The sequence below is a fragment of the Ferrovibrio sp. genome, assembly GCF_046297595.1.
Lineage (GTDB): Bacteria > Pseudomonadota > Alphaproteobacteria > Ferrovibrionales > Ferrovibrionaceae > Ferrovibrio.
The window spans coordinates 224,723-246,413 of the sequence record NZ_JBKBHT010000006.1 but is presented as its reverse complement, the minus strand read 5'-3'; the positions used below and the strand labels follow the sequence as shown (position 1 = coordinate 246,413).

The following is a 21,691-nucleotide window of genomic DNA, read 5'->3' as shown; positions in this document are numbered from 1 at the left end:
CCGGAGGAAACCGTCCATGCCAGAGGCGCTGCCGCCATCGGTTTATCAATCTTTCGCCGCCACGGCGCAGAAGCATCCGGAAAACAGCTTCCTCTGCGTGCCGTCGCGTCCGGGGCGCGATTATGCGCCGGATGGGCAGGAGCTGAGCTACGGCGCGGTGGCGCGGATTGTCGATGACCTGCGCAGCCGCTATGCCGCCGCTGGCTATGGCATCGGCCATCGTGTCGGCCTGCTGCTGGAGATGCGGCCGGATTTCTTCTTCCATTATCTGGCGCTGAACGCGTGTGGCTGCGGCATCGTGCCGGTCAATCCGGATTACCGGCATGACGAGATGCTCTACCAGATGCAGCATTCCGAGGCCGATCTGGTGGTGGCCGCGCCGCATCGCGTGGCCGATATGCAGAAAGTGGCGGCCGACCGCAGTGAAAAGCCGCTGCCGGTGCTGGATGCCGGCAATCTGCCAGCCACGTTTCCGTCACCTCTCACAAAGCCGCGCAGTGGTTCGCCGAACCATGATACCGAGTGCAATCTGCTTTACACCTCGGGCACCACGGGGCGGCCCAAGGGCTGCGTGCTCACCAATTTCTATGCATTGAACGCTGGTGCCTGGTATCGCGATATCGGCGGCCTGTTGACGGTGAAATATGGCGAGGATCGCTTCTATAATCCATTGCCGCTCTTTCACATGAATCACGGCGCCGTGACGGCTACTTGCGCCATGCTGACCGCCAATTGCCTAATCCTCACCGAACGCTTCAGCCCGAACCGCTGGTGGCAGGAGGTGGCGGAAACGCGTGCCACTATCATCCACTATCTGGGCGTGGTACCGCCGCTGCTCCTCAATCAGCCGGTGACGGAAGATGAAAAGCGCCACCACGTGCGCTTTGGTCTTGGCGCCGGCGTCGAACCGCAACTCCACAAACCTTTTGAGGACCGCTATGGTTTTCCGCTGGTCGAGGTCTGGGGCATGACCGAGACCGGCCGCATCTTCGCCGACTGCCACGAGCCGCGCCAGATCGACACGCGCGCCTTCGGCCGACCGCTGCCGGGCTTCGAGGCGATGGTTGCGGGCGAAGACGGCCGCGAGGTGCCGCGCGGACAGGAAGGCGAATTGCTGGTGCGCCATTCGGCGGCCGATCCGCGCCGGGGGTTCTTCTCGGGTTACCTGAAGAACGAGAAGGCCACCGAGGAATCCTGGGCTGGCGGCTGGTTCCATACCGGCGACGTGGTGCGGCAGTCCGAAGGCGGCATGATCTATTTCGTCGACCGCAAGAAGAACATCATCCGTCGCTCGGGCGAGAATATCGCCGCCGCCGAGATCGAGGCCTGCCTGCAGGCCCATGATGCCGTGGCGCAGGTGGCGGTGCTGGCTGCGCCCGATGAACTCCGCGAGGAAGAGGTGATGGCCTGTATCCTGCCGATGCCGGGCGTGCAGCCGTCACCCGAACTGGCCAAGGCTTTGTTCGCCTGGAGCTTCGAGCGGCTGGCCTATTTCAAGGCGCCGGGCTGGATCCTGTTCGTCGACAGCCTGCCCACCACCGGCACCCAGAAGGTGCAGAAGACCCAGATTTTCAAACCCGGCGAAGACCCGCGCCAGCGGCCCGGAATTTACGATTTCCGGGCGCGGAAAAAGCGGTGAAAATGTCGCAGCCATCGGGCTTGACCCGGGGCAGGGTGCGGTCTTTTTTCTGCCCCGGAGCGTGATGTGCAGGATATGGCGATGACCAGTATAACGGCAGTGCAGGCAGTGACCGAAACGCGGCGGCGCGACGCCGAAGCCGTGGCGCGCTGGCTCTTCGCGGTCGCGGGGCTGGTGGCGCTGATGGTGGTGATCGGCGGGCTGACGCGGCTGACCGAGTCCGGCCTCTCCATGGTGGAATGGAAACCGATCACCGGCTGGCTGCCGCCGCTTTCGGAAGCCGCCTGGCAGGCCGAGTTCGAGAAATACAAGCAGTTCCCCGAATACCAGAAGGTCAATATCGGCATGACCCTGGCGGGCTTCCAGGAAATCTACTGGCTGGAATACATCCATCGTGTGCTGGGCCGTGTGATCGGCCTGGCCTTTGCCCTGCCGCTGGTCTGGTTCTGGCTGCGCGACCGCATTCCGCCGGGCATGAAGCCGCATCTGCTGCTGATGTTCGTCCTGGGCGGCAGCCAGGGTGCGCTCGGCTGGTTCATGGTGAAAAGCGGCCTGGTCGACCATCCCGATGTCAGCCACTACCGGCTCACAGCCCATCTGGGGCTGGCCCTGCTGATCTTCGGCTATCTGCTCTGGGGCGCGCTCTCACTGGTGCGTGAAGGCCGTATGGTCGGCCTGCGCGGCAGCGGCATAGCCGGCTGGCTCGGGGCGCTGGTCTTCCTGCAGATTCTCTCCGGCGGTCTGGTTGCCGGCATGAATGCCGGCCTGTCGCATAATACCTGGCCGCTGATGGACGGCGCCTTCATCCCGGACGGCCTGCTGGTCATCCAGCCCTGGTGGCATAACTTTTTTGAAAATGCCATGACCGTGCAGTTCCAGCACCGCATGGGCGCCTATGCCGTCGCCATCCTGGCCGTCATCGTGGTCTTCGCGCTGAAAGGCCGCGTGCCCACCGGCCTGCGCCATGCGCTGCTCTCGGCCGTGCTGCTGCAAATCGGGCTCGGCATCGCCACGTTGCTGATGCATGTGCCGGTCGCGTTGGGCACGCTGCACCAGGCCGGCGCGGTGCTGGTGCTCGGCGTCGTCGTGGCGCTGTGGCATGACCGCGCGCTGGCCGCGCAGCAATGAGCGATATCGTCCTGCTCTATTGCACGGCGGCCAGTCTGGCCGAAGCCGAGAAGGTGGCCGAGGCGGTGGTGGGTCAGCGGCTGGCCGCCTGCGCCAATATCATTCCCGGCATGCGCTCGCTCTACTGGTGGCAGGGCAAGCTGGAGCGGGGCGAAGAGGCGGTGCTGATCCTCAAGACCCGCCCCGACCTGGTCGAGGCCGCCACGGCCGCCATCAGGGCCGCCCACAGTTACAGTGTGCCTTGCGTTCTGGCGATCAGCGTGGGCGAGGGCGGCAACGAGGATTACGTGGCCTGGCTGCTGGGCGAGACCCGGCGGGATTGAGTGTTTCGATACAATTTTGGGGTTGCCTGACGCGCCGGCAGGACTAGGCTGGCGGCAACCCCGGAGACTCGTAATGACCCGCCATGCCGGCTTCCTGACGCTGGTTTTTTCCAGTCTGGCCCATACCTATTCGCATCTCTTCACGCTGCTCTATGCCACCGTGGTGCTGGTGCTGGAGCGCGAATGGGGCCTGTCTTACGCCGAGCTGTTCGCGCTCTCCATCCCGATGAGCGTGCTGTTCGGCGCCGCCGCCCTGCCGGCTGGCTGGATGGGTGACAAATGGAGCGCCTCAGGCATGATGGCGCTGTTTTTCCTCGGCGTCGGTGGCTGTTCCATCGCCACCGGCTTCGCCAATTCGCCTCTCGGCATTGGTCTCGGCCTGGCCGGCATCGGCCTGTTCGCTGCGATCTACCATCCGGTCGGCATTCCCTGGCTGGTCCGCAATGCGGTCAACCGCGGTCGCGCGCTGGGCATCAACGGCGTGTTCGGTTCGGTTGGTACGGCGGGCGCGGCCCTCGTGGCCGGCCTGTTGGCCGAACTGTGGGGCTGGCGCGCCGCCTTCATCATCCCAGGCATCCTGTGCCTGATCACCGGCTTCGGGTTCGTCTGGGCGCGGCAGGCCAACCTGCTGCTGGATCGCGGCGAGGATGCAGTGCCCCAACCTGCGCCGGGTAAGAGCGACATATGGCGCGTCTTCTGGGTGATGTCGGCCACCATGCTCTGCACCGGGCTCATCTATCAAGCCACGGCCTTTGCCTTGCCCAAGGTGTTCGACACGCGACTGTCCGATTTTTTCAACGACAGCATGCTGGGCATCGGCGGCATGGTCACCATCGTCTATACCTGCTCGGCTTTGTCGCAGCTGGTCGGCGGTGAACTGGCCGACCGCTATTCCCTGCGCGGCGTCTATATCGCCGTGCAGTGGCTGCAGATCCCGGTGATCCTGATCGCGATGATGCTGATCCATCCGGCGCTGGCGCCGGTGGCGGCCTTGATGGTCAGCCTGAACGTGGCCGGCCAGCCGGCCGAGAATTCCCTGCTGGCGAAATACACGCCGCCGCAATGGCGCGGCCGCGCCTTCGGCGGCAAGTTCGTGCTCACGCTGGGTGTGTCGTCGCTGGGCGTGGCGGTGATCCCGGTGATCTACCGGTTCACCGGCACGCTGGACGTGCTGTTCATCCTGCTGGCCGCCTGCGCGGCCGGTGCGGGCATCTTCGCCCTGCTGCTGCCGCGCGAGTCCAAGGATGCAGAACCGGAACCGGTCGCTGCACCGGCCGAATAAAGCCTAGTAGGGCAGGCCGACGTAATTTTCGGCCAGGGCGGTCATCGCCGCCTGCGACGAGACCAGGTATTCCAGTTCGCTGCGCTGAATCTTCTGGTCGAAGCCGCTGCTCTCGGGGAAACGATGCAGCTGCGAGGTCATCCACCACGAGAAGCGCTCGGCCTTCCACACCCGGCTAAGCGCGCGGGCGGAATAGGCGTCGATGCCGGTGGCTGATGTCTTCTTGTAGAATTCCACCAGCGCCTGCCACAGGTAATACACGTCGCTGGCAGCGAGATTAAGGCCTTTGGCGCCGGTCGGCGGCACGATATGGGCGGCGTCGCCGGCCAGGAACAGCCGGCCATGCCGCATGGGCTCGGCCACGAAGCTGCGCAGCGGCGCGATGCTCTTCTCGATCGAAGGACCGGGTTGCAGGCGCTTGATCGCTTCGTCGTCCAGCCGGCGCTTGAGCTCCTCGTAGAAGGCTTCGTCCGACCAGTCCTCCACCTTGTCGTCCAGCCGGCACTGGATATAGAGGCGGCTGCGTGTGGGCGAACGCATGGAGCAGAGCGCGAAACCACGCTCGTGGTTGGCATAGATCAGTTCATCCGACACCGGCGGTTTGTCGACCAGGATGCCGAGCCAGCCGAAAGGATAGACGCGCTCGAAAGTCTTCAGCACGTCGGCGGGGATGCTCTTGCGGCTGACGCCATGGAAACCGTCGCAGCCGGCGATGAAATCGCATTCGATCTCGTGGGCCTGGCCACCCTTGGTGTAGCGCACTTTCGGCCTGTCGGTGTCGATGCCGTGCAGGCTGACATCCTCGGCCTCGTAGATGGTCTGCGAGCCGATGGCGGCGCGGCCGTCCATCAGGTCGCGGGTGATCTCGGTCTGGCCATAAACGATGACGCTCTTGCCGATCAGCGCCTTGAAGTTGATGCGATGGCGCGCGCCGCCGAAGGAAATCTCGATGCCGTCGTGGATCAGGCCTTCCTTGTGCATGCGCGCGCCGCAGCCGGCTTCGTCCAGCAGGTCGGCGGCGCCTTTTTCAATCACGCCGGCGCGGATGCGGCCCAGCACATACTCGCCGGTCTGCCGCTCCAGGATCACATTGTCGATGCCATTCTTGCTGAGCAGCTGGCCGAGCAGCAGCCCCGAGGGGCCGGCGCCAATGATGACGACCTGGGTGCGCATGGTTGTTTCCTCCTGAACCCTGTGGAGCAGAAGCTAGCGCCGGGGCAGCCGGGCGACGATGGACAGGGGCAACAAAAAATTGGACAATCCAAACATCGGAAAGCCCAAAGGCCCAGGAGCCCCGTGTCCGCTGTCCCCACCTATGCCCTCTATGGCGAGGCCGATCATACCGCATATGCGAACTGGCTGCATTGCGAATCGATTCCGGCCCGCTCGGCCCTGTTCGACTGGGAAATCGGGCTGCACCGCCACCAGCATTTCTTTCAAATTCTGAACATGACCCGGGGGCAGGGGGAAGCCCGGCTGGGCAGCCGTTCCGTGCCGCTGGCGTCCGGCATGGCCGTCACGGTCACGCCCGGCATTGTGCATGGCTTCCGCTTCTCGCCCGATACCGAGGGGCATGTGATCACCCTGCTGGGCGAGCAGGTGAACCGCATCCTGGCGCCGGGCTCGGGCCTGCAGGCTCTGTTGGCCGAACCGCAGGCGATAGCCCTGGGCGATACGGCGCCTGTGATCGAGCACAGCGTGGCGGCGGTAGTGCGGGAATTTCCCGGCAGCGCGCCGGGCCGGCTCGGTCTGATCGAGGCGCATATCGGCATCCTGCTGATCACGCTGGGCCGGCTGGCGGCCGAAACGGCGGAACAGGCCGAGGCGGCACCGAACCGCACGGCGCGGTATGCCATGCAGTTCCGCATCCTGCTTGACCAGATGTTCCGCACGGAGCGCAGCGTGGCCTTCTATGCCGACCGGCTGGGCATTTCGGAAGTGCATCTCAACCGCGTCTGCCGGGCCGCACTGAAGACTTCGGCTCTGGGCGCGATTAGCCAGCGCATCGTACTGGAAGCCACCCGCGACCTCACCTTCGCAATGCTGTCGGTGAAGGAGATCGCCTATTCGCTGGGCTTCGACGATCCGGCCTATTTCACGCGCTTCTTCACCAAACATACGGGCCTGACGCCGACCCAGTTCCGCAAGCGCAACCCGGCCTGAGGATCAGGCGGCGGCCAGCGCCTTCTCGAGATCCTTGATCAGGTCGGCCGCATCCTCGATGCCGATGGATAGCCGGATCACGTTGTCACCGGCACCGGCGGCCGTGCGTTGTTCGGACGAAAGCTGGCGATGCGTGGTGGAGGCCGGGTGGATCACCAGGCTGCGCGTGTCGCCGATATTGGCCAGGTGTGAAAACACCTGCAGGCTTTCGACGAATTTCATGCCGCTCTCGTAACCGCCCTTCAGCCCGAAGGTGAAGACCGAGCCGGCGCCGCGCGGCAGGTATTTCTGCGCCAGCGCGTGGTAGCGGTCGGATTTAAGGCCGGCATACGACACCCAGTCGACCTTTGGATGTTTCGACAGGAACTCGGCCACGGCCTGGGCATTGTCGCAATGCTTGCGCATGCGCAGGCTCAGCGTCTCCATGCCGGTCAGGATCATGAAGGCGTTGAAGGGCGAAATGGCGGGGCCCAGGTCGCGCAGGCTGATGGCGCGGCAGGCCACGGCATAGGCCATGTCGCCGAAGGTCTCCCAGAAGGTGAGGCCGTGATAGGCTGGCGAGGGCTGCGACAGATGGGGGAACTTGTCGTTCTGGCCCCAGTCGAACAGGCCGGAATCGACGATCACGCCGCCCATCGAGTTGCCATGGCCACCCAGGAACTTGGTGGCCGAATGCAGCACGATATCGGCGCCCCACTCGACGGGCCGGCACAGATAGGGCGTGGCCATGGTGTTGTCGACGATCAGCGGAATACCGGCCTTGTGCGCCACATCTGCCAGCGCCTCGATATCCGAGATCACGCCGCCCGGATTGGCCAGGCTTTCGACGAAGATGGCCTTGGTCTTCGGCGTGATGGCGGCGGCAAAGCCATTGATGTCGTCGGGGTCGACGAAGGTGGTCTGCCAGTCGAAGCGCTTGAAACTGACGCCCAGCTGGGTGATCGAGCCGCCATAAAGCTTGCGCGAGGCGACGATATGGTCGCCCGGATTCATCAGCATGTGGAAGGCAACCAACTGCGCGGCATGGCCCGAGGCCACCGCCGTGGCGGCGCGGGCATTCTCCAGCGCCGCGATCTTCTGCTCGAACACCGCCGTGGTCGGGTTGGTCAGGCGGGTATAGATGTTGCCGAAGGTCTGCAGGTTAAACAGCGAGGCGGCCTGGTCGGCGTCCTCGAACACGAAGGCCGTGGTCTGGTAGATCGGCGTGGTCCGCGCGCCGGTGGCCGGATCTGGCGCGGTGCCGGCATGCACCTGCAGGGTATCGAAACCGAACGACGAGGAGTTTTCCGCCGCACGCGCAGCGGGTTTGTTGTCAGCAGCCACGGTCAGATCCTGCTCTGTCTTTTCGAATTGATGACGCGGGTGTTCACGCCCATCCAGCCGATCTCGCGGCTCAGGCGCCCGAACTCGATCTTGGGGCAGCGGTTCATCACCACCTGAATCCCTGCGGCCTCGGCTTTGGCGGCGGCCTCATCGTGGCGCACACCAAGCTGCAGCCACAACACCTTCGCGCCGATCTTTATGGCTTCGTCGGCGATCGGCGGGATGGCGGCCGAGGCGCGAAAACAATCCACCATGTCCACCTTCACCGGAATCTCCGACAGGCTGGCATAGACCTTCTCGCCCAGGATTTCGCCGCCGGCTTCCTTGGGGTTCACCGGGATAACGCGGTAGCCCTTCTGCTGCAGGTATTTCATGGCGAAGTAGGAGGGGCGGTTCCAGTTCGGGCTGGCGCCCACCATGGCGATCACGTTCACCCGGCGCAGGATGCCGCGGATGTAATCGTCGTCGTAATTGTCGTGGTCGATCCTGTCCAATGTCGCGCTCACGTCAGCGACCTTCCCATTTCGGTTCGCGTTTCTGGATGAAGGCGTCGATGCCTTCCTCGGCATCGCGGGCCAGCATGTTTTCCGTCATCACCCGGCTGGCATGATCATAGGCCTGGGCCAGGGGCATATCGAGCTGGCGATAGAAGGCTTCCTTGCCGATCTTCACCGTCAGCGGCGATTTCGCCGCGATCTGGCGGGCCAGGCCAAGCGCGGCACCGGCCAGGTCGGCCTCGGGCACCACGCGGTTGACCAGGCCGATCTCGGCCGCGCGGCTGGCCGGGAGCATGTCGCCGGTCAGCAGCATCTCCATGGCATGTTTGCGTGAGACGTTACGCGACAATGCCACCATGGGCGTGGAGCAGAACAGGCCGATATTCACGCCCGGGGTGGCGAAGCGTGCCGTTTCGGCTGCCACGGCCAGATCGCAGCTCGCCACCAGCTGGCACCCGGCGGCGGTGGCGATGCCATGCACCTGGGCGATCACCGGCTGAGGCAGGGCCACGATGGATTGCATCAGCGTCGAGCATTGCCGGAAGAGGGCTTCGTAATGCTGCCGGCCCGGATTGGCGCGGACTTCCTTCAGGTCATGGCCGGCGCAGAAGCCCGGGCCGTTGGCGGCGATGATCACCACTTTGACACCGCGGTCGGCCTTGATGGCGTCCAGTTCGGCCTGCAATGCTGCCATCAGGTCGACCGAAAGGCTGTTATAGGCCTTGGGCCGGTTCAGGGTCAGGCAAATGATCCCGGCCTCAGGCTGGTCGCGCAAAACGGGCTGGGTGGTCAGGTCTGGCGCGGCGGACATCGATTGTTTCCTCAGATGCTTCTCGGGGGTGCTTTTTTCCGGCCGGGCATGATACGGCGACCGGGCGGACAGGGGAAGCAGGCCGGGGCGCCCCGGAATCGACCGGGGAAGGCCGTATTTCTGCCCCATTACAAGGAGATATGTGACCCATGAGCAATTCCGCCACCCCCATTGCACCGGCCCGGAGGCCGGCGTAAAACCCGGCAGTGCCCCGGAGGGAATCGTCCCTGAGACGAGCCCGAGGAGACGAGTACCGGGGCACCTGGCCGAATCATCTGCCCGCAACAACAACCAAGAAAGTCGCGCCATCCATGATCCGCCCGATCCGTACTGCCGTGTTTCCCGTCGGCGGCCTCGGCACCCGCTTCCTGCCGGCCACCAAGGCGATGCCCAAAGAGATGCTGCCGGTGGTCGACAAGCCGCTGATCCAGTATGCGGTCGAGGAGGCCCAGGCGGCGGGTATCGAGGAATTCATTTTCGTCACCGGTCGCGGCAAGCATGCGATCGAGGATCATTTCGACCGTTCTTACGAGCTGGAAGACGTACTGCGCGAGCGCGACAAGACGGACCTGCTGGAAGCGATCAACAGCTGGATGCCCAAGGCGGGCGCGGTTTCCTACACCCGCCAAATGGAACCGCAGGGCCTGGGCCATGCCGTGCGCTGCGCCAAGTCGCTGGTCGGCAACGAGCCTTTCGCCGTCCTGCTGGCCGACGACCTGATCCTGTCGCCGCGCGGCTGCCTGGCCGAGATGGTCGAGGCCTATAACAAGGTTGGCGGCAACATGATCGCCGCCATGGATGTGCCGCAGGATCACACCAAGCGTTATGGCATCGTTCAGCCCGGCAAGGACGCCGACAGGTTGGTGGAAGTGAAGGGACTGGTCGAGAAGCCGTCGCCCGACAAGGCACCCTCGCGCACTGCCGTGATCGGCCGTTATATCCTGCAGCCCAGCGTGTTCGACCATCTCGACCAGGTGGAACGCGGCGCCGGCGGCGAGATTCAACTCACCGATGCGCTGGCCCGCATGATCGGCGAAGTCCCGTTCCACGGCCTGCGCTTTTCTGGCACGCGTTACGATTGCGGCGACAAGATCGGGTTCCTGCATGCCAATATCGCCTTCGCCCTGCACCGGCAGGACATGCGCAATGACGCGGCGGAGATCATTCGCGAGATCAGCAAGACGCTCTGAGTTTTCGGTAGCGTGGGGGATTAGACGATGCGCGTAGCCATGATCGGCACCGGCTATGTCGGCCTGGTGTCGGGGACCTGCTTCTCCGAGTTCGGCCATACGGTCGTCTGCGTCGACAAGAATCCCGAGCGTATCGGCAGCCTGCAGCGCGGCGAGATTCCGATTTTCGAACCCGGTCTGGACGATCTGGTGACGCGCAACGTCAAGGCCGGCAGGCTCTCGTTTACCCAGGATGTCAAAAACGCGGTCAAAGAGGCCGATGCCGTTTTCATCGCCGTCGGCACGCCGTCGCGTCGCGGCGATGGCGAGGCCGACCTGTCCTACGTTTACGCCGCCGCGAAAGAGATCGCCGAAGCCATCGATGGTTATACCCTGGTGGTCACCAAGTCGACGGTGCCGGTCGGCACCGGGCGGCAGGTTGAGCGCATCATCCGCGAAACCCGGCCAAACGGTGAATTCGAGGTGGCGTCCAATCCGGAATTCCTGCGCGAGGGCGCGGCGATCGAGGATTTCATGCGCCCCGACCGCGTGGTCTGCGGCGCCGAGAGCGACCGGGCGCGTGAGTTGCTGCGCCAGCTCTATCGGCCGCTATACCTCAACGAAACGCCCATCCTGTTCACCGCGCTGGAAACGGCCGAGCTGATCAAATATGCAGCCAATGCCTTCCTCGCCACCAAGATCACCTTCATCAACGAGATCGCCGACCTGTGCGAGAAGGTGAACGTGAACGTGCAGGATGTGGCGCGCGGCATCGGCCTGGATGGCCGCATCGGCGGCAAGTTCCTGCATGCCGGGCCAGGGTATGGCGGCTCCTGTTTTCCCAAGGATACGCAGGCACTGGTGGCGACCGGGCGCAAATTCGAGGCGCCGCTGCGCATCGTCGAGGCGGTGGTCGAGATCAACGACCGTCGCAAACGCCGCATGGCCGAAAAGGTGGTCGAGGCCTGCGACGGCGCCGTGAAAGGCAAGACCGTCGCCGTGTTGGGGCTCACCTTCAAGCCCGAGACCGACGATATGCGCGACAGCCCCAGCCTGGAAATCCTGCCGGCCCTGCAGGCGGCCGGCGCCACGATCCGCGCCTTCGACCCCGAAGGCATGGGCGAGGCTAAGAAGCTGCTGCGGGATATCGTCTGGTGCGAGGATTCCTACGACGCCGCCAGGGGCGCCGACGTGCTGGTGATCATCACCGAATGGAACCAGTTCCGCGCGCTCGATATGGATCGCCTTAAGACCCTGCTGAAGCAGCCTGTGCTGGTCGATCTGCGCAACATCTACAAGCCGGCTGACATGCGTCAGGCCGGCTTCAGCTATTATTCGGTCGGCCGTCCCGCAGTCAGGGCCTGAGCCGCACGCTCGCCGCGCAGGAACCAGCCGAGCGTCAGCAGCAGCAGAATCAGCGCCAGCCCGAAGGTCCAGCGATAGGCCTCGACCGGGTAGCTGCCATCGGTACCGCGTGGCCACAGGTCGATCAGCCAGCCCATGCCGGCCTGGGCGAAGAAGGTGAAGCCGAACACCACGCCATTGAGCAATGTGTTCACACGGCCGGCCTGCTCCAGAGAGAACTGGCCGCTGAGGATCGGATAGGCCAGCACGGTGGTGTTGCTGATGATGCCGAAGGCAATCCACAGCAGCGGGTTGGTCGGCACCCAGCCGCTCGCCATCGCCGCCAGCACCAACGCATACAGCACCACGCCCCAGACCATGGTACGGCTGAGGGGAATGCCACGCCGCTGCAGGCCGTCGGCGGCGATGCCGGTCAGCGTGAAGCCGGCGGTGAGCGCGGCAGCCAGCAGGAACAGCACCTGGGCGGCAGCGGCGCGGTCCAGCCCGCCCACATCGCGCAGATAAGGTCCGGCCCACAGGCCCTGGATCGCCATGCCGCTGGCCATGCCCATCATCGAGACCGGTGCGATGCGCCAGAAGCGGCGGTCGGCCAGGAATTGGCCGCATTCGCGCAGCTGCGTGCCCAGGCCGACGGTCTGCGTCGCGGCGGCACGCGGCCGTTCCGGCACGACGAAGAAGATGGTCAGCGAGGCCAGCACGGTCAGCCCGGCCAGGCCCCAGAACAGCATGGTCCAGTGCGCGTGCTCCAGCGCCAGTTCCACCGGCAGGGTGGCGGCCAGCGCGCCAAGGCCGCCAGCCGTCATGAACACGCCGTTGGCCAGCGCCCAGCGTTCCTTGGGCAGCCACAGCGCAATGGCCTTCATCGCCGCCATCAGCCCGCCGGCGACGCCCAGGCCGATCAGGGCGCGGCCGATGATCAGGTGGCTCAGGCCCGAGCCGACAGCGAAGACGACGGCGCCCAGCGCGGCCGAGAGTAGCAGCACGGCCTGCACGCGGCGTGGGCCGAAGCGGTCGAGCAGGATGCCAAGGGGCAGCTGGAAGGCGGCGAAGGCGATGAAATAGGCGGCCGTCAGCGTGCCGAGGTCGCCTGCGCCGATCCCTAAGTCGCGCTGCAGGTTCGGCGCGATCACGGCATTCACGCTGCGGAACAGGTAGGACATGAAATAGCCGCAGGCAAACGGCAGCAGCACACGGCCGGCGATGAACGCCATGCTGGAAGTCATGGGGGCGGACATTTCCTCGAACTCTTTTTGTATCGTTACGAGACGGCGTACAGGGTTATAGCAGCGCTTTTGCCTGGGAGCGAGAACTGGCCCAGCGGGGCGGCGGCCACCCCGGACGGCGGAGCGGCGGCAATGGCCTCGGCCGAGGCGATGGTTGCGTGTTCGGGCAGGCTCTTGGCCAGCTGCTCGATGCGGGCGGTGGTGTTGATGGTATCGCCCAGCAGCACGATCTCGCGTTTCACTTCGCCCATTTCGCCGGTCACCACCTCGCCGGCATGCAGCACAGCGCGGAACTGGGGCGCCACGCCGAAATCGCGCAGGTAGTCGTCGCGCAGGCTGTCGAGCCGGGCATGGGCTTCGGCCACGGCGGCGAATGCGCCGGATGCATCGCGGCCGTCGTCCAGCGGCCAGGTCACGATCATCTCGTCGCCGACATATTTGTGAACCACGCCGCGCCAGCTCAGCACCGGCTCGGTCAGATCCGAGAAGAAGCGGTTGAGCAGGCGGTGGAAGGCCAGATCGCCGATCCGTTCGGCGATGGCGGTCGAGCCGCGCATGTCGAAGAACACGAACAGCCGGTTTTCCCGGCGGGGATGGTGATAGCGGCCGCGCAGCATGTTGCTCAGGACACCGGGCCCCAGCAGCAGCGACACTTCCATCATGAAGGAAAAGATCATGCTGAAGATCAGCGCGAAGGTCACGGTGATGATCGTGGTGCGGTTGAAGCCCGTGCCGGGATCGCCCTCGATGCGGAAGAGCTGCCCGCCCAGCCAGATGCTGCCCACGATCACCACGGCGTAATATGCGCCCTTGATCAGGACGAGGGAAAGGAAGGGCAGGCTGCGCAGCCGGGCGCGGCCGGTATTGACCTGGAATATCTCGAACCAGCCGATCAGGCCGCCGATCATCAGGCCGGTGAAGATGCCGCGCAGCGTGCCACGGACGATATCCTCCAGCAGCTCATGAGGCTCGCCATGGGCCAGGATATAGGTGATGACGGCACCGTAGATCGCGCCGGCCACGGCTGAGATTCCCAGCGAATAGCCCAGGGCTTTGCGATAGCGGCGCTGAAGGTTGGGTGAGGTCATGCGGCGGGGGCAGCGGGTGGGAGCGCCATCATAGGAAGGCGCGCTTCGGCTGGAAAGCGAAGCCTGCCGGTTGGCCCCAAAATGAAACCGCCGCGGTGATGGTCGTCACCGCGGCGGCATATTGGGCAGGCCGGGCCAACTCAGGCGTCGGGAGAGACGACCGAGCAGCTCAGTTTCTCGCGCTTGAAGCGCTGGCAGGCCGACTGGGCATCGGCCTGGCTCAGGCCGGTCAGGCGGGCGCGATACAGCGTCACCTTGCCGGCATCGACGGCATCGACCAGCGGCTCGGCGGCGGGCAGTTTGCCGCGCACGCGATCCAGCAGTTTTTCGGCCGAGGCGGCCTGTTTGAAGGCACCGAGCTGAACGGCCCATTCACCGTTATTGCCGGCCTTGGCCTCGGCGGCGGGTTTGACTTGCTTCTGCTTCGGTGGCTTGGCCGTCGTGGCCTCGGCGCTGGAGATCAGGGCGAAGTGACGGTCGGACTTCTCGGCCATCACCGGGGCGTTGGTGTCGTCGATCTTTTCGAAGGCGGTGTCGAGCAGTTCGATCATGCGGTTGTCGCGGGCGGTCACGCTGGTGCCGCCGAACACCACGCCGATCACGCGCCGGCCGTCGCGCTTGGCCGAGGCGACCAGGTTGAAGCCCGAGGCGCGGATATAGCCGGTCTTGATGCCGTCCACGCCCTCATAGCGCTTCAGCAGGTGGTTGTGGTTGTTGAAAACCCTGTCGTTCCACTCGAATTCCGGCGTGGAGAAATAGGCGTAATGGCTGCTGTGGTTCTTCAGCAGGGCGCGCGCCAGGGTCGCCATGTCGCGGGCAGTGGATTTCTGGCCTTTGTTGGGCAGGCCGGAGGCATTGCGGAAGGTGGTGCTGGACATGCCGATCTCCCGCGCCCTGCGGGTCATCATGGCCGCGAACTGGGACTCGGTGCCGCCGATCGCCTCGCCCAGCGCCACGGTGGCGTCGTTGGCCGACTTGGTTACGGCGGCCAGGATGGCGTCGCGCACGGTGAGGGTCTGGCCGGGGCGCAGGCCGATGGCCGACGGCGCCTGGCCGGCGGCATGGGCGCTGACGGTGATGCGCTGGTCCAGTTTCAGGCGACCGTCCTTCAGGGCATCGAAGGCCATGTAGAGGGTCATCATCTTGGTCAGCGAAGCCGGGTAGCGCAGGGTATCGGCTTCATGGGCGTGCAGGACGCGGCCGGTATCGGCATCAAGCACGATGGCAGAATAGCCGCCGGCGTGTGCAGGGGCGGGAATGAGAGCGGCGGCAACGAGGATGAAACAGATTGTTACAAAGGCGAACAGAGTCCGTCCCGGGAACCGACTAAAACCGTACATTATTCCCCCACATGGTCCGCGCCTGGCCGGCAGGCTGTTTCGGATGTGTGTCCTGGCCTGGATGCTGCCCCGGCCGCGAATCGGGTGTAGGATATTAACCATGCCACCCCTTGTCCAGCGGATTGTTTCCTAACAAATTGAATCTGCTAGATTCATTCGGAGTATTCCTCCGCCTGGCACGACAAATGGAAAGCCTAGACCCATGCCGCTTAAGAAATCGTTCCCAGCCTTTTCCGCCGTTGCCGGCGCTTTTTTCCTGCTGGCAGGCTGTGCCGCCGTGGGGCCCACGGACGACCCCTTCCTGCGCAGCCTGACCTGGCAGCGCTATGTCGGCGGGGACGACATCGCCCGGGCCTGCCAGGCGGGGCAGCCCGAGCGCTACCGCCTGGTCTACAATGCCGTCGAGGATGAACAGCGGCGCACCTACGACATCAGCGCCATGGCCGATGGCGGCGCCATGCTGGAAATGCAGGCCATCGGCCGGCCGAACCTGAACGATCCCCATAATCCGATCTCGGTCCGTGACCCGCTCGCGCCCTGGCGGGGGCAGCGGGCGATGTACCGCCTGAACGAGGCCGAATATGCCCGCCTGAAACAGGCCATCTCGGCCACCGGTTTCGAGGCCCCAGCCCCCCAGGACCTGTTCCTGCGCGGCGACAGCTTCTACTGGACGGCGAGTGCCTGCCGGGATGGCAATTTCCATTTCCATGCCTGGGCATGGCCTTCGGCGGAATTCGACCGCATGGCGGTGCCGCTGCTCGAAGCCCTCCAGCCTTTCGACAAGACGGGGGTGGCCGTCCGGCGGCCCCAGCAAGTGCCTTTGCCACCCTACAGCAGCTATCTGAATACAACCGATCCCAGTGGCAGCAGGTCGATTCCCCACCGCTATCAGGTGCATGGCAATGGCCTGCGCTACTCGCAAGGAACAATTAACTAACTGAAATAAAAAGAATTACTTGAATGTAACGCTGCGGCGCACAAGAATTTTGTGCGCCGCACAATTTTTTGGTTGACCCGAAGGATATCTGCCCTTATTTTAGTCTTGTTGCAGCGCAGCATTGATTGAGCCGCCGCCCCCGCAAAGCGGGTCCGGCCCTGTTACCCAACCGGACAAGCAAGGACGTTTCCCCATGGCTACCAAGAGCAAGACCACCAAGATCGAAACCGAAGCCCTGAACGGCAATCCCTACGAAGCGGTGATGTTCGCTTCCAAGGAGCAGATGGAAAAGGCCCTGAAGGCCTCGACCGAAGCCGTCGAAAAGGCCTTTTCGGTGAGCAAGGAGCGCTTCGACGCCGTCGCCAAGACCGTCGATGACGCCGCCAAGCTGGGCAAGAACCAGGTTGAGGCCCTCGTGTCGGCCGGCAATGTCGCCGCCAAGGGCTTCGAGAGCATCAATGCCGAGGTGATGGCTTTCACCAAGAACCAGATCGAGGACCAGATCTCGGCCACCAAGGCGATGATGGGTGCCAAGACCCTGCAGGAACTGATCGAACTGCAGAACGATTTCGCCAAGAGCGCCTTCGAGGCCTACACCGCTCACACCACCAAGCTGAGCGAAGTGGCCACCAAGGTCGCCCAGGAGACCTTCGCCCCGATCAATGCGCAGGTCCAGGCCACCGTCGAGAAGATGGTGAAGCCGCTGGCCGCCTGATCAGGCGGGCCCGCAGCCCAAGTTTCCTCCCCAGAGTACATTGCGTCTGGAGCCCGGTGGTCACACCGGGCTCTTTTTTTGTGCCAAGGGTGCTGGTATTTTTAACGCTTGAGGCCATATCATCCTTCCGTGCACCGCTTTTCTGGTGCCGCTGTAAGCTTGGACTTGAGGCATGAGCGAACGGGATGGACGTGACGGGCGCGGGCGCACCGAGGTCGGCGTGGTCACCAAGACCCGGCCGAAGACGCAGAAGCCGCCCATGTACAAAGTGCTGCTGCTGAACGACGACTACACGCCGATGGAGTTCGTCGTTTACGTGCTGGAGCGCTTTTTCAACAAGGCCCGCGAGGAAGCCACGCAGATCATGCTCCATGTCCATCAGAAGGGCGTCGGGATTTGCGGCGTGTTCACCTACGAGGTGGCCGAGACCAAAGTGACGCAGGTGATCGATTTCGCGCGCCAGCACCAGCATCCGCTGCAATGCACCATGGAACGCGACTGAGGGAGGCAACGGCGCATGGCATCTTTCTCCCGCACGCTTGAACAGACTCTGCACCGGGCCCTGTCGCTCGCCGGTGCAAAGAAACATGAATTCGCCACGCTTGAGCATCTGCTGTTCGCCCTGACCGAAGACCAGGATGCGATCGCCGTGATGCGCGCCTGCAACGTCGATGTCGAAAAGCTGCGCCAGCGGCTGGGGAATTTCATCGATGAGGAACTGCGCGGCCTCGTGGCCGGCGTGTCGCAGGACGCCAAGCCGACCCTGAGTTTCCAGCGCGCGGTGCAGCGCGCCCTGTTCCATGTGCAGTCCTCCGGCCGCGAGGAGGTGACCGGCGCCAACGTGCTGGTGGCGATCTTCTCCGAACGCGAGAGCCATGCCGTGCACTTCCTGCAGGAGCAGGACATGACGCGTCTGGACGCAGTCAGCTACATCAGCCATGGCGTGGCCAAGGCGCCGACCCGCAACGAGCGTCGTCCCGTGCGCGGTGCCGACAGCGACGTGGAGCAGCGCGCCGAACGTGCCGAGCGCGGCGAGCGCGAGCGGAATGCGTCCAAGGACAAGGAAGCGCTCACGGCTTATTGCGTCAATCTCAACGACAAGGCGCGGGCCGGCAAGATCGACGCCCTGATCGGCCGCGAGGCGGAGATCGAGCGCACCATCCAGATCCTGTGCCGCCGCACCAAGAACAATCCGCTTTATGTCGGCGATCCCGGCGTGGGCAAGACCGCCATCGCCGAAGGCCTGGCGCGCCGCATCGTGCGCGGCGAGGTGCCCGAGATTCTGAAGGATGCCACCATCTACGCGCTCGATATGGGCAGCCTGCTGGCCGGTACGCGCTATCGCGGCGATTTCGAGGAACGTCTGAAGCAGGTGATGCAGGAACTGGAAGCCCAGCCCGGCTCGATCCTGTTCATCGACGAGATGCATACCGTGATCGGTGCCGGGGCCACCTCGGGCGGAGCGATGGATGCTTCCAACCTGCTGAAGCCGGCGCTGGCTTCCGGCGCGCTGCGCTGCATCGGCTCGACCACCTACAAGGAATTCCGTTCCTACATCGAGAAGGACCGCGCCCTGCTGCGCCGGTTCCAGAAGATCGACGTGAACGAGCCGTCGCTGCCCGATGCCGTGAAGATCCTGAAGGGCATCAAGACCTATTACGAGCAGCATCACGGCGTGCGTTACACCGAGGATGCCATCAAGGCCGCGGTGGAGCTGTCGGCCAAGTACATCAACGACCGCAAGCTGCCCGACAAGGCCATCGACGTGATCGACGAGGTTGGCGCGGCCGAGCTGATGAAGCCCGAAAGCAAGCGGCGCAAGACCATCGGCGTGAAGGAGGTCGAGGCCATCGTCGCCAAGATCGCCCGCATCCCACCCAAGTCGGTGTCGCGCGAGGACAAGGAAAGCCTGCGCAATCTGGATGCCGAACTCAAGCGCGTGGTCTATGGCCAGGACCAGGCCATCGATGCGCTGGCCAGCGCCATCAAGCTGGCGCGCGCCGGCCTGCGCGAGCCTGAAAAGCCGATCGGCAATTACCTGTTCTCAGGCCCCACCGGCGTGGGCAAGACCGAAGTGGCGCGCCAGCTCGCCCATATCATGGGCGTCGAGCTGATCCGCTTCGACATGTCGGAATACATGGAGCGCCATAGCGTCAGCCGCCTGATCGGCGCACCGCCGGGCTATGTCGGTTTCGACCAGGGCGGCCTGCTGACCGATGCGGTCGATCAGCATCCCCATTGCGTGCTGCTGCTCGACGAGATCGAGAAGGCCCATGGCGACCTGTTCAACATCCTGCTCCAGGTCATGGATCACGGAAAGTTGACCGACAACAACGGCAAGCATGTCGACTTCCGCAACGTGGTTTTGATCATGACCACAAATGCTGGCGCTTCCGAGATGTCGAAACAGGCCATCGGTTTTGGCCGCGACATGAAGGAAGGCGAGGACGAGGAAGCGATCAAGAAGCTGTTCACGCCCGAATTCCGCAACCGCTTGGATGCGGTGATTCCCTTCGCGGCGCTGTCGCCCGATGTGATCAACCGCGTGGTCGACAAGTTCGTGGCCCAGCTGGAAGGCCAGCTGGCCGACCGCAACGTCACCATCGCACTGACCGACGAGGCGCGCGCTTGGCTGGCCGAACGCGGCTACGACAAGCTGTATGGCGCCCGCCCGCTGGGACGCGTGATCCAGGAAAACATCAAGAAGCCGCTGGCCGACGAGTTGCTGTTCGGGCAACTCGCCAAGGGCGGCCATGTTCTGGTCAAGGTGGCTGACGACAAGCTAGCCTTCGAGTTTACGGCCGACAAGGCCGGGGGCGACAAGGGCGGCTCTGCCGGCGATGGCGGCGGGAAGGTACCCGAGTACGTACACTGAAGGTTGGCTTGCCTGACGGCAGCGGATCGCGGACCGCGAATCCGTAGACATAAATTCTCCATAAAATTACAGTCGCGCCCAGGACGCGCGTGGCCGATTGGCTTGTGCTCATTCGCCACGCGACGTTGCGACATAAAAACAAGGAGGCAGTTTATGGCCATGTTTCGATTGAAGGCTGCATTGCTGGCGGGCGCTTTTGCGCTGACCGCGCCGCTGGCGATGCCGCTGATGGGTGGAGAGGCATTCGCGCAGGCCAAGTCGCTGCGCTGGGCCAGTCAGGGCGATTACCTGACCATGGACCCGCACAGCCAGAACGAGGGCCTGACCCGTACCGGCAGCTTCCAGACCTATGAAGGCCTGGTGGGCTACAGCAAAGACCTGAAATTCGTGCCGGCACTGGCCACCTCGTGGAAGCCGGTCAACGACACCACCTGGGAATTCAAGCTGCGCCAGGGCGTGAAGTTCCATGACGGCAGCGATTTCACCGCAGATGACGTGGTCTTCTCGGTGAAGCGCGCGCAGCATCCGAACTCGGATTTCAAGACCTACATCGCCAGCGTCAAGGACGTGAAGAAGGTCGACGCGCAGACCGTGCATGTCGAGACCAACGGTCCGAATCCGATCCTGCCGAACCAGATCGCCAACATCTTCATCATGTCCAAGGCCTGGGCTGAGAAGAACAACGTGGTCAATCCGCAATCCTACAAGGACAAGGAAGAGACCTTCGCGGTGCGCAACACCAACGGCACCGGCCCGTTCATGCTCAAGCTGCGTGAGCAGGATGTCCGCACGGTGATGGCGAAGAACCCGAACTGGTGGGGCCTGAAGGACAATCCGCACAACATCGACGAGATCGTCTATACCCCGATCACCACGCCGGCCACCCGCGTCGCTGCGCTGATCTCGGGCCAGCTCGATTTCGTGCTCGACGTGCCGGTGCAGGATGTGGAGCGCGTCAAGCGCTCGCCCGGACTGCAGGTGAAGAAGACCAATGAGATCCGTTCGATCTTCCTTGGCCTGGATGTCGGCAGCGCCGAGCTGAAATACTCCGACGTGAAGGGCAAGAACCCATTGGCCGACAAGCGCGTGCGCCAGGCCATGTATCACGCCATCGACATGAACGCGATCGCCCAGAAGGTGATGCGCGGCGATGCCGTGATCGCCGGCATGATCACCTCGCCCGGCGTGCATGGCTACGACAAGGCCATCGACAAGCGCCTGCCTTATGACGTGAACAAGGCCAAGTCGCTGCTGAAGGATGCCGGCTATCCGAATGGCTTCGGCATCCGTCTCGACTGCTCGAACGACCGCTACGTGAACGACGAGGGCATCTGCCAGGCGGTGGTCGGCATGCTGGCGCAGGTCGGCATCAAGGTCGAGCTGGTGGCGCAGTCCAAGACCCTGCATTTCCCCAAGCTGCAGAAGAAGGATACCAGCTTCTTCATGCTCGGTTGGGGCGTGCCGACCTTCGACTCGCATTATGTGTTCTCGTATCTGGTGCAGACCCCGGACGGCAAGAATGGCGCCTGGAACTTCACCAACTACTCGAACCCCAAGCTGGACGGCATGATCAACGCCATGCTGAACGAGCTCGACCAGGCCAAGCGCGACAAGCTGATCGCGGATTCGTGGAAGATCGTCAACGATGAGATCATCTACCTGCCGCTGCATCACCAGGTGCTGAACTGGGCGATGAGCGACAAGCTCGACATGCCGATCATCGCGGACAACGTGCCGCGCTTCCACTTCGCCAAGATGAAGTAATCGGACCTGCCGCCTCCGGTTCTGCCGGGGGCGGCAGCCTCTTTAGTAA

Annotated in this window: 19 protein-coding genes; 12 read left to right on the top strand and 7 right to left on the bottom strand. The window is 63.9% G+C overall.

Annotated features, from left to right (window positions below; translation table 11 throughout):
* Nucleotides 1-16 precede the first annotated feature (16 nt).
* The 4 genes from ACK4FJ_RS16575 (at nucleotide 17) to ACK4FJ_RS16560 (ending at nucleotide 4,372) form a co-directional block, all read left to right on the top strand.
* The gene (locus tag ACK4FJ_RS16575; RefSeq protein ID WP_409767838.1) at nucleotides 17-1,639 is read left to right on the top strand and encodes an AMP-binding protein; all 1,623 of its coding nucleotides are present in this window, start codon (nucleotides 17-19) and stop codon (nucleotides 1,637-1,639) included.
* A gap of 81 nt (nucleotides 1,640-1,720) precedes the next feature.
* The gene (locus ACK4FJ_RS16570; RefSeq protein WP_409767837.1) at nucleotides 1,721-2,767 is read left to right on the top strand and encodes a COX15/CtaA family protein; all 1,047 of its coding nucleotides are present in this window, start codon (nucleotides 1,721-1,723) and stop codon (nucleotides 2,765-2,767) included.
* On the top strand, nucleotides 2,764-3,090 hold the full coding sequence (cutA, locus tag ACK4FJ_RS16565; protein WP_409767836.1) for a divalent-cation tolerance protein CutA: 327 nt from the start codon (nucleotides 2,764-2,766) through the stop codon (nucleotides 3,088-3,090). Before ACK4FJ_RS16570 ends, cutA begins: the two co-directional genes overlap by 4 nt.
* A 73-nt stretch (nucleotides 3,091-3,163) precedes the next feature.
* Entirely contained in the window at nucleotides 3,164-4,372 is a 1,209-nt protein-coding gene (locus ACK4FJ_RS16560; RefSeq protein WP_409767835.1) for an MFS transporter, read from the top strand.
* Nucleotides 4,373-4,375: 3 nt separating this feature from the next.
* On the opposite strand, the gene pobA is transcribed toward ACK4FJ_RS16560, so the two are convergent.
* Nucleotides 4,376-5,545 carry a 4-hydroxybenzoate 3-monooxygenase gene (pobA, locus tag ACK4FJ_RS16555; protein ID WP_409767834.1) on the bottom strand — a complete coding sequence of 390 codons (1,170 nt, stop codon included), beginning with the start codon at nucleotides 5,543-5,545 and terminating at the stop codon, nucleotides 4,376-4,378.
* A 123-nt stretch (nucleotides 5,546-5,668) separates the two neighbouring features.
* Here pobA and ACK4FJ_RS16550 point away from each other — a divergent pair, with 123 nt between their 5' ends.
* Nucleotides 5,669-6,535, top strand: a complete 867-nt coding sequence (locus ACK4FJ_RS16550) for a helix-turn-helix domain-containing protein (protein WP_409767833.1) — start codon at nucleotides 5,669-5,671, stop codon at nucleotides 6,533-6,535.
* Nucleotides 6,536-6,538: 3 nt separating this feature from the next.
* On the opposite strand, the gene ACK4FJ_RS16545 is transcribed toward ACK4FJ_RS16550, so the two are convergent.
* Genes ACK4FJ_RS16545 through ACK4FJ_RS16535 form a run of 3 tightly spaced genes read right to left on the bottom strand, consistent with a single transcriptional unit; the run spans nucleotide 6,539 to nucleotide 9,166 of the window.
* Entirely contained in the window at nucleotides 6,539-7,858 is a 1,320-nt protein-coding gene (locus ACK4FJ_RS16545) for an O-acetylhomoserine aminocarboxypropyltransferase (protein ID WP_409767832.1), read from the bottom strand.
* 2 nt (nucleotides 7,859-7,860) lie between these two features.
* On the bottom strand, nucleotides 7,861-8,364 hold the full coding sequence (locus ACK4FJ_RS16540; RefSeq protein WP_409767831.1) for a CoA-binding protein: 504 nt from the start codon (nucleotides 8,362-8,364) through the stop codon (nucleotides 7,861-7,863).
* A 1-nt stretch (nucleotide 8,365) separates the two neighbouring features.
* Nucleotides 8,366-9,166, bottom strand: coding sequence for an enoyl-CoA hydratase (locus ACK4FJ_RS16535; protein ID WP_409767830.1), 801 nt, complete (start codon nucleotides 9,164-9,166; stop codon nucleotides 8,366-8,368).
* A gap of 311 nt (nucleotides 9,167-9,477) precedes the next feature.
* Between ACK4FJ_RS16535 and galU the strand changes: the two genes are divergently transcribed.
* The gene (gene galU / locus ACK4FJ_RS16530) at nucleotides 9,478-10,356 is read left to right on the top strand and encodes a UTP--glucose-1-phosphate uridylyltransferase GalU (protein WP_409767829.1); all 879 of its coding nucleotides are present in this window, start codon (nucleotides 9,478-9,480) and stop codon (nucleotides 10,354-10,356) included.
* 27 nt (nucleotides 10,357-10,383) lie between these two features.
* Nucleotides 10,384-11,700, top strand: coding sequence for a UDP-glucose dehydrogenase family protein (locus tag ACK4FJ_RS16525; RefSeq protein ID WP_409767828.1), 1,317 nt, complete (start codon nucleotides 10,384-10,386; stop codon nucleotides 11,698-11,700).
* On the opposite strand, the gene ACK4FJ_RS16520 is transcribed toward ACK4FJ_RS16525, so the two are convergent.
* The 3 genes from ACK4FJ_RS16520 to ACK4FJ_RS16510 all read right to left on the bottom strand — a co-directional run bounded on the left by ACK4FJ_RS16520 (nucleotide 11,667) and on the right by ACK4FJ_RS16510 (nucleotide 15,351).
* Nucleotides 11,667-12,911, bottom strand: a complete 1,245-nt coding sequence (locus tag ACK4FJ_RS16520) for an MFS transporter (protein WP_409767827.1) — start codon at nucleotides 12,909-12,911, stop codon at nucleotides 11,667-11,669. The genes ACK4FJ_RS16525 and ACK4FJ_RS16520 overlap by 34 nt on opposite strands.
* A gap of 47 nt (nucleotides 12,912-12,958) precedes the next feature.
* A complete protein-coding gene (locus ACK4FJ_RS16515) occupies nucleotides 12,959-14,011 on the bottom strand; it encodes an adenylate/guanylate cyclase domain-containing protein (protein ID WP_409767826.1) in 1,053 nt (350 codons plus the stop codon).
* A 140-nt stretch (nucleotides 14,012-14,151) separates the two neighbouring features.
* Complete coding sequence (locus ACK4FJ_RS16510; RefSeq protein WP_409767825.1) at nucleotides 14,152-15,351, bottom strand: serine hydrolase; 1,200 nt, start codon at nucleotides 15,349-15,351, stop codon at nucleotides 14,152-14,154.
* Between the two features lie 202 nt (nucleotides 15,352-15,553).
* On the opposite strand from ACK4FJ_RS16510, the gene ACK4FJ_RS16505 reads away from it, so the two are divergent.
* The 5 genes from ACK4FJ_RS16505 to ACK4FJ_RS16485 all read left to right on the top strand — a co-directional run bounded on the left by ACK4FJ_RS16505 (nucleotide 15,554) and on the right by ACK4FJ_RS16485 (nucleotide 21,642).
* Nucleotides 15,554-16,288: a hypothetical protein gene (locus ACK4FJ_RS16505; protein WP_409767824.1), complete on the top strand. Its 735-nt coding sequence runs from the start codon at nucleotides 15,554-15,556 to the stop codon at nucleotides 16,286-16,288.
* Nucleotides 16,289-16,481: 193 nt separating this feature from the next.
* Nucleotides 16,482-17,003, top strand: a complete 522-nt coding sequence (locus tag ACK4FJ_RS16500) for a phasin family protein (RefSeq protein ID WP_409767823.1) — start codon at nucleotides 16,482-16,484, stop codon at nucleotides 17,001-17,003.
* A gap of 172 nt (nucleotides 17,004-17,175) precedes the next feature.
* Entirely contained in the window at nucleotides 17,176-17,505 is a 330-nt protein-coding gene (clpS, locus tag ACK4FJ_RS16495) for an ATP-dependent Clp protease adapter ClpS (RefSeq protein ID WP_409767822.1), read from the top strand.
* Nucleotides 17,506-17,520: 15 nt separating this feature from the next.
* Nucleotides 17,521-19,878, top strand: coding sequence for an ATP-dependent Clp protease ATP-binding subunit ClpA (gene clpA / locus ACK4FJ_RS16490; RefSeq protein ID WP_409767821.1), 2,358 nt, complete (start codon nucleotides 17,521-17,523; stop codon nucleotides 19,876-19,878).
* Between the two features lie 153 nt (nucleotides 19,879-20,031).
* Nucleotides 20,032-21,642, top strand: coding sequence for an ABC transporter substrate-binding protein (locus ACK4FJ_RS16485; protein ID WP_409767820.1), 1,611 nt, complete (start codon nucleotides 20,032-20,034; stop codon nucleotides 21,640-21,642).
* Nucleotides 21,643-21,691: the final 49 nt, after the last annotated feature.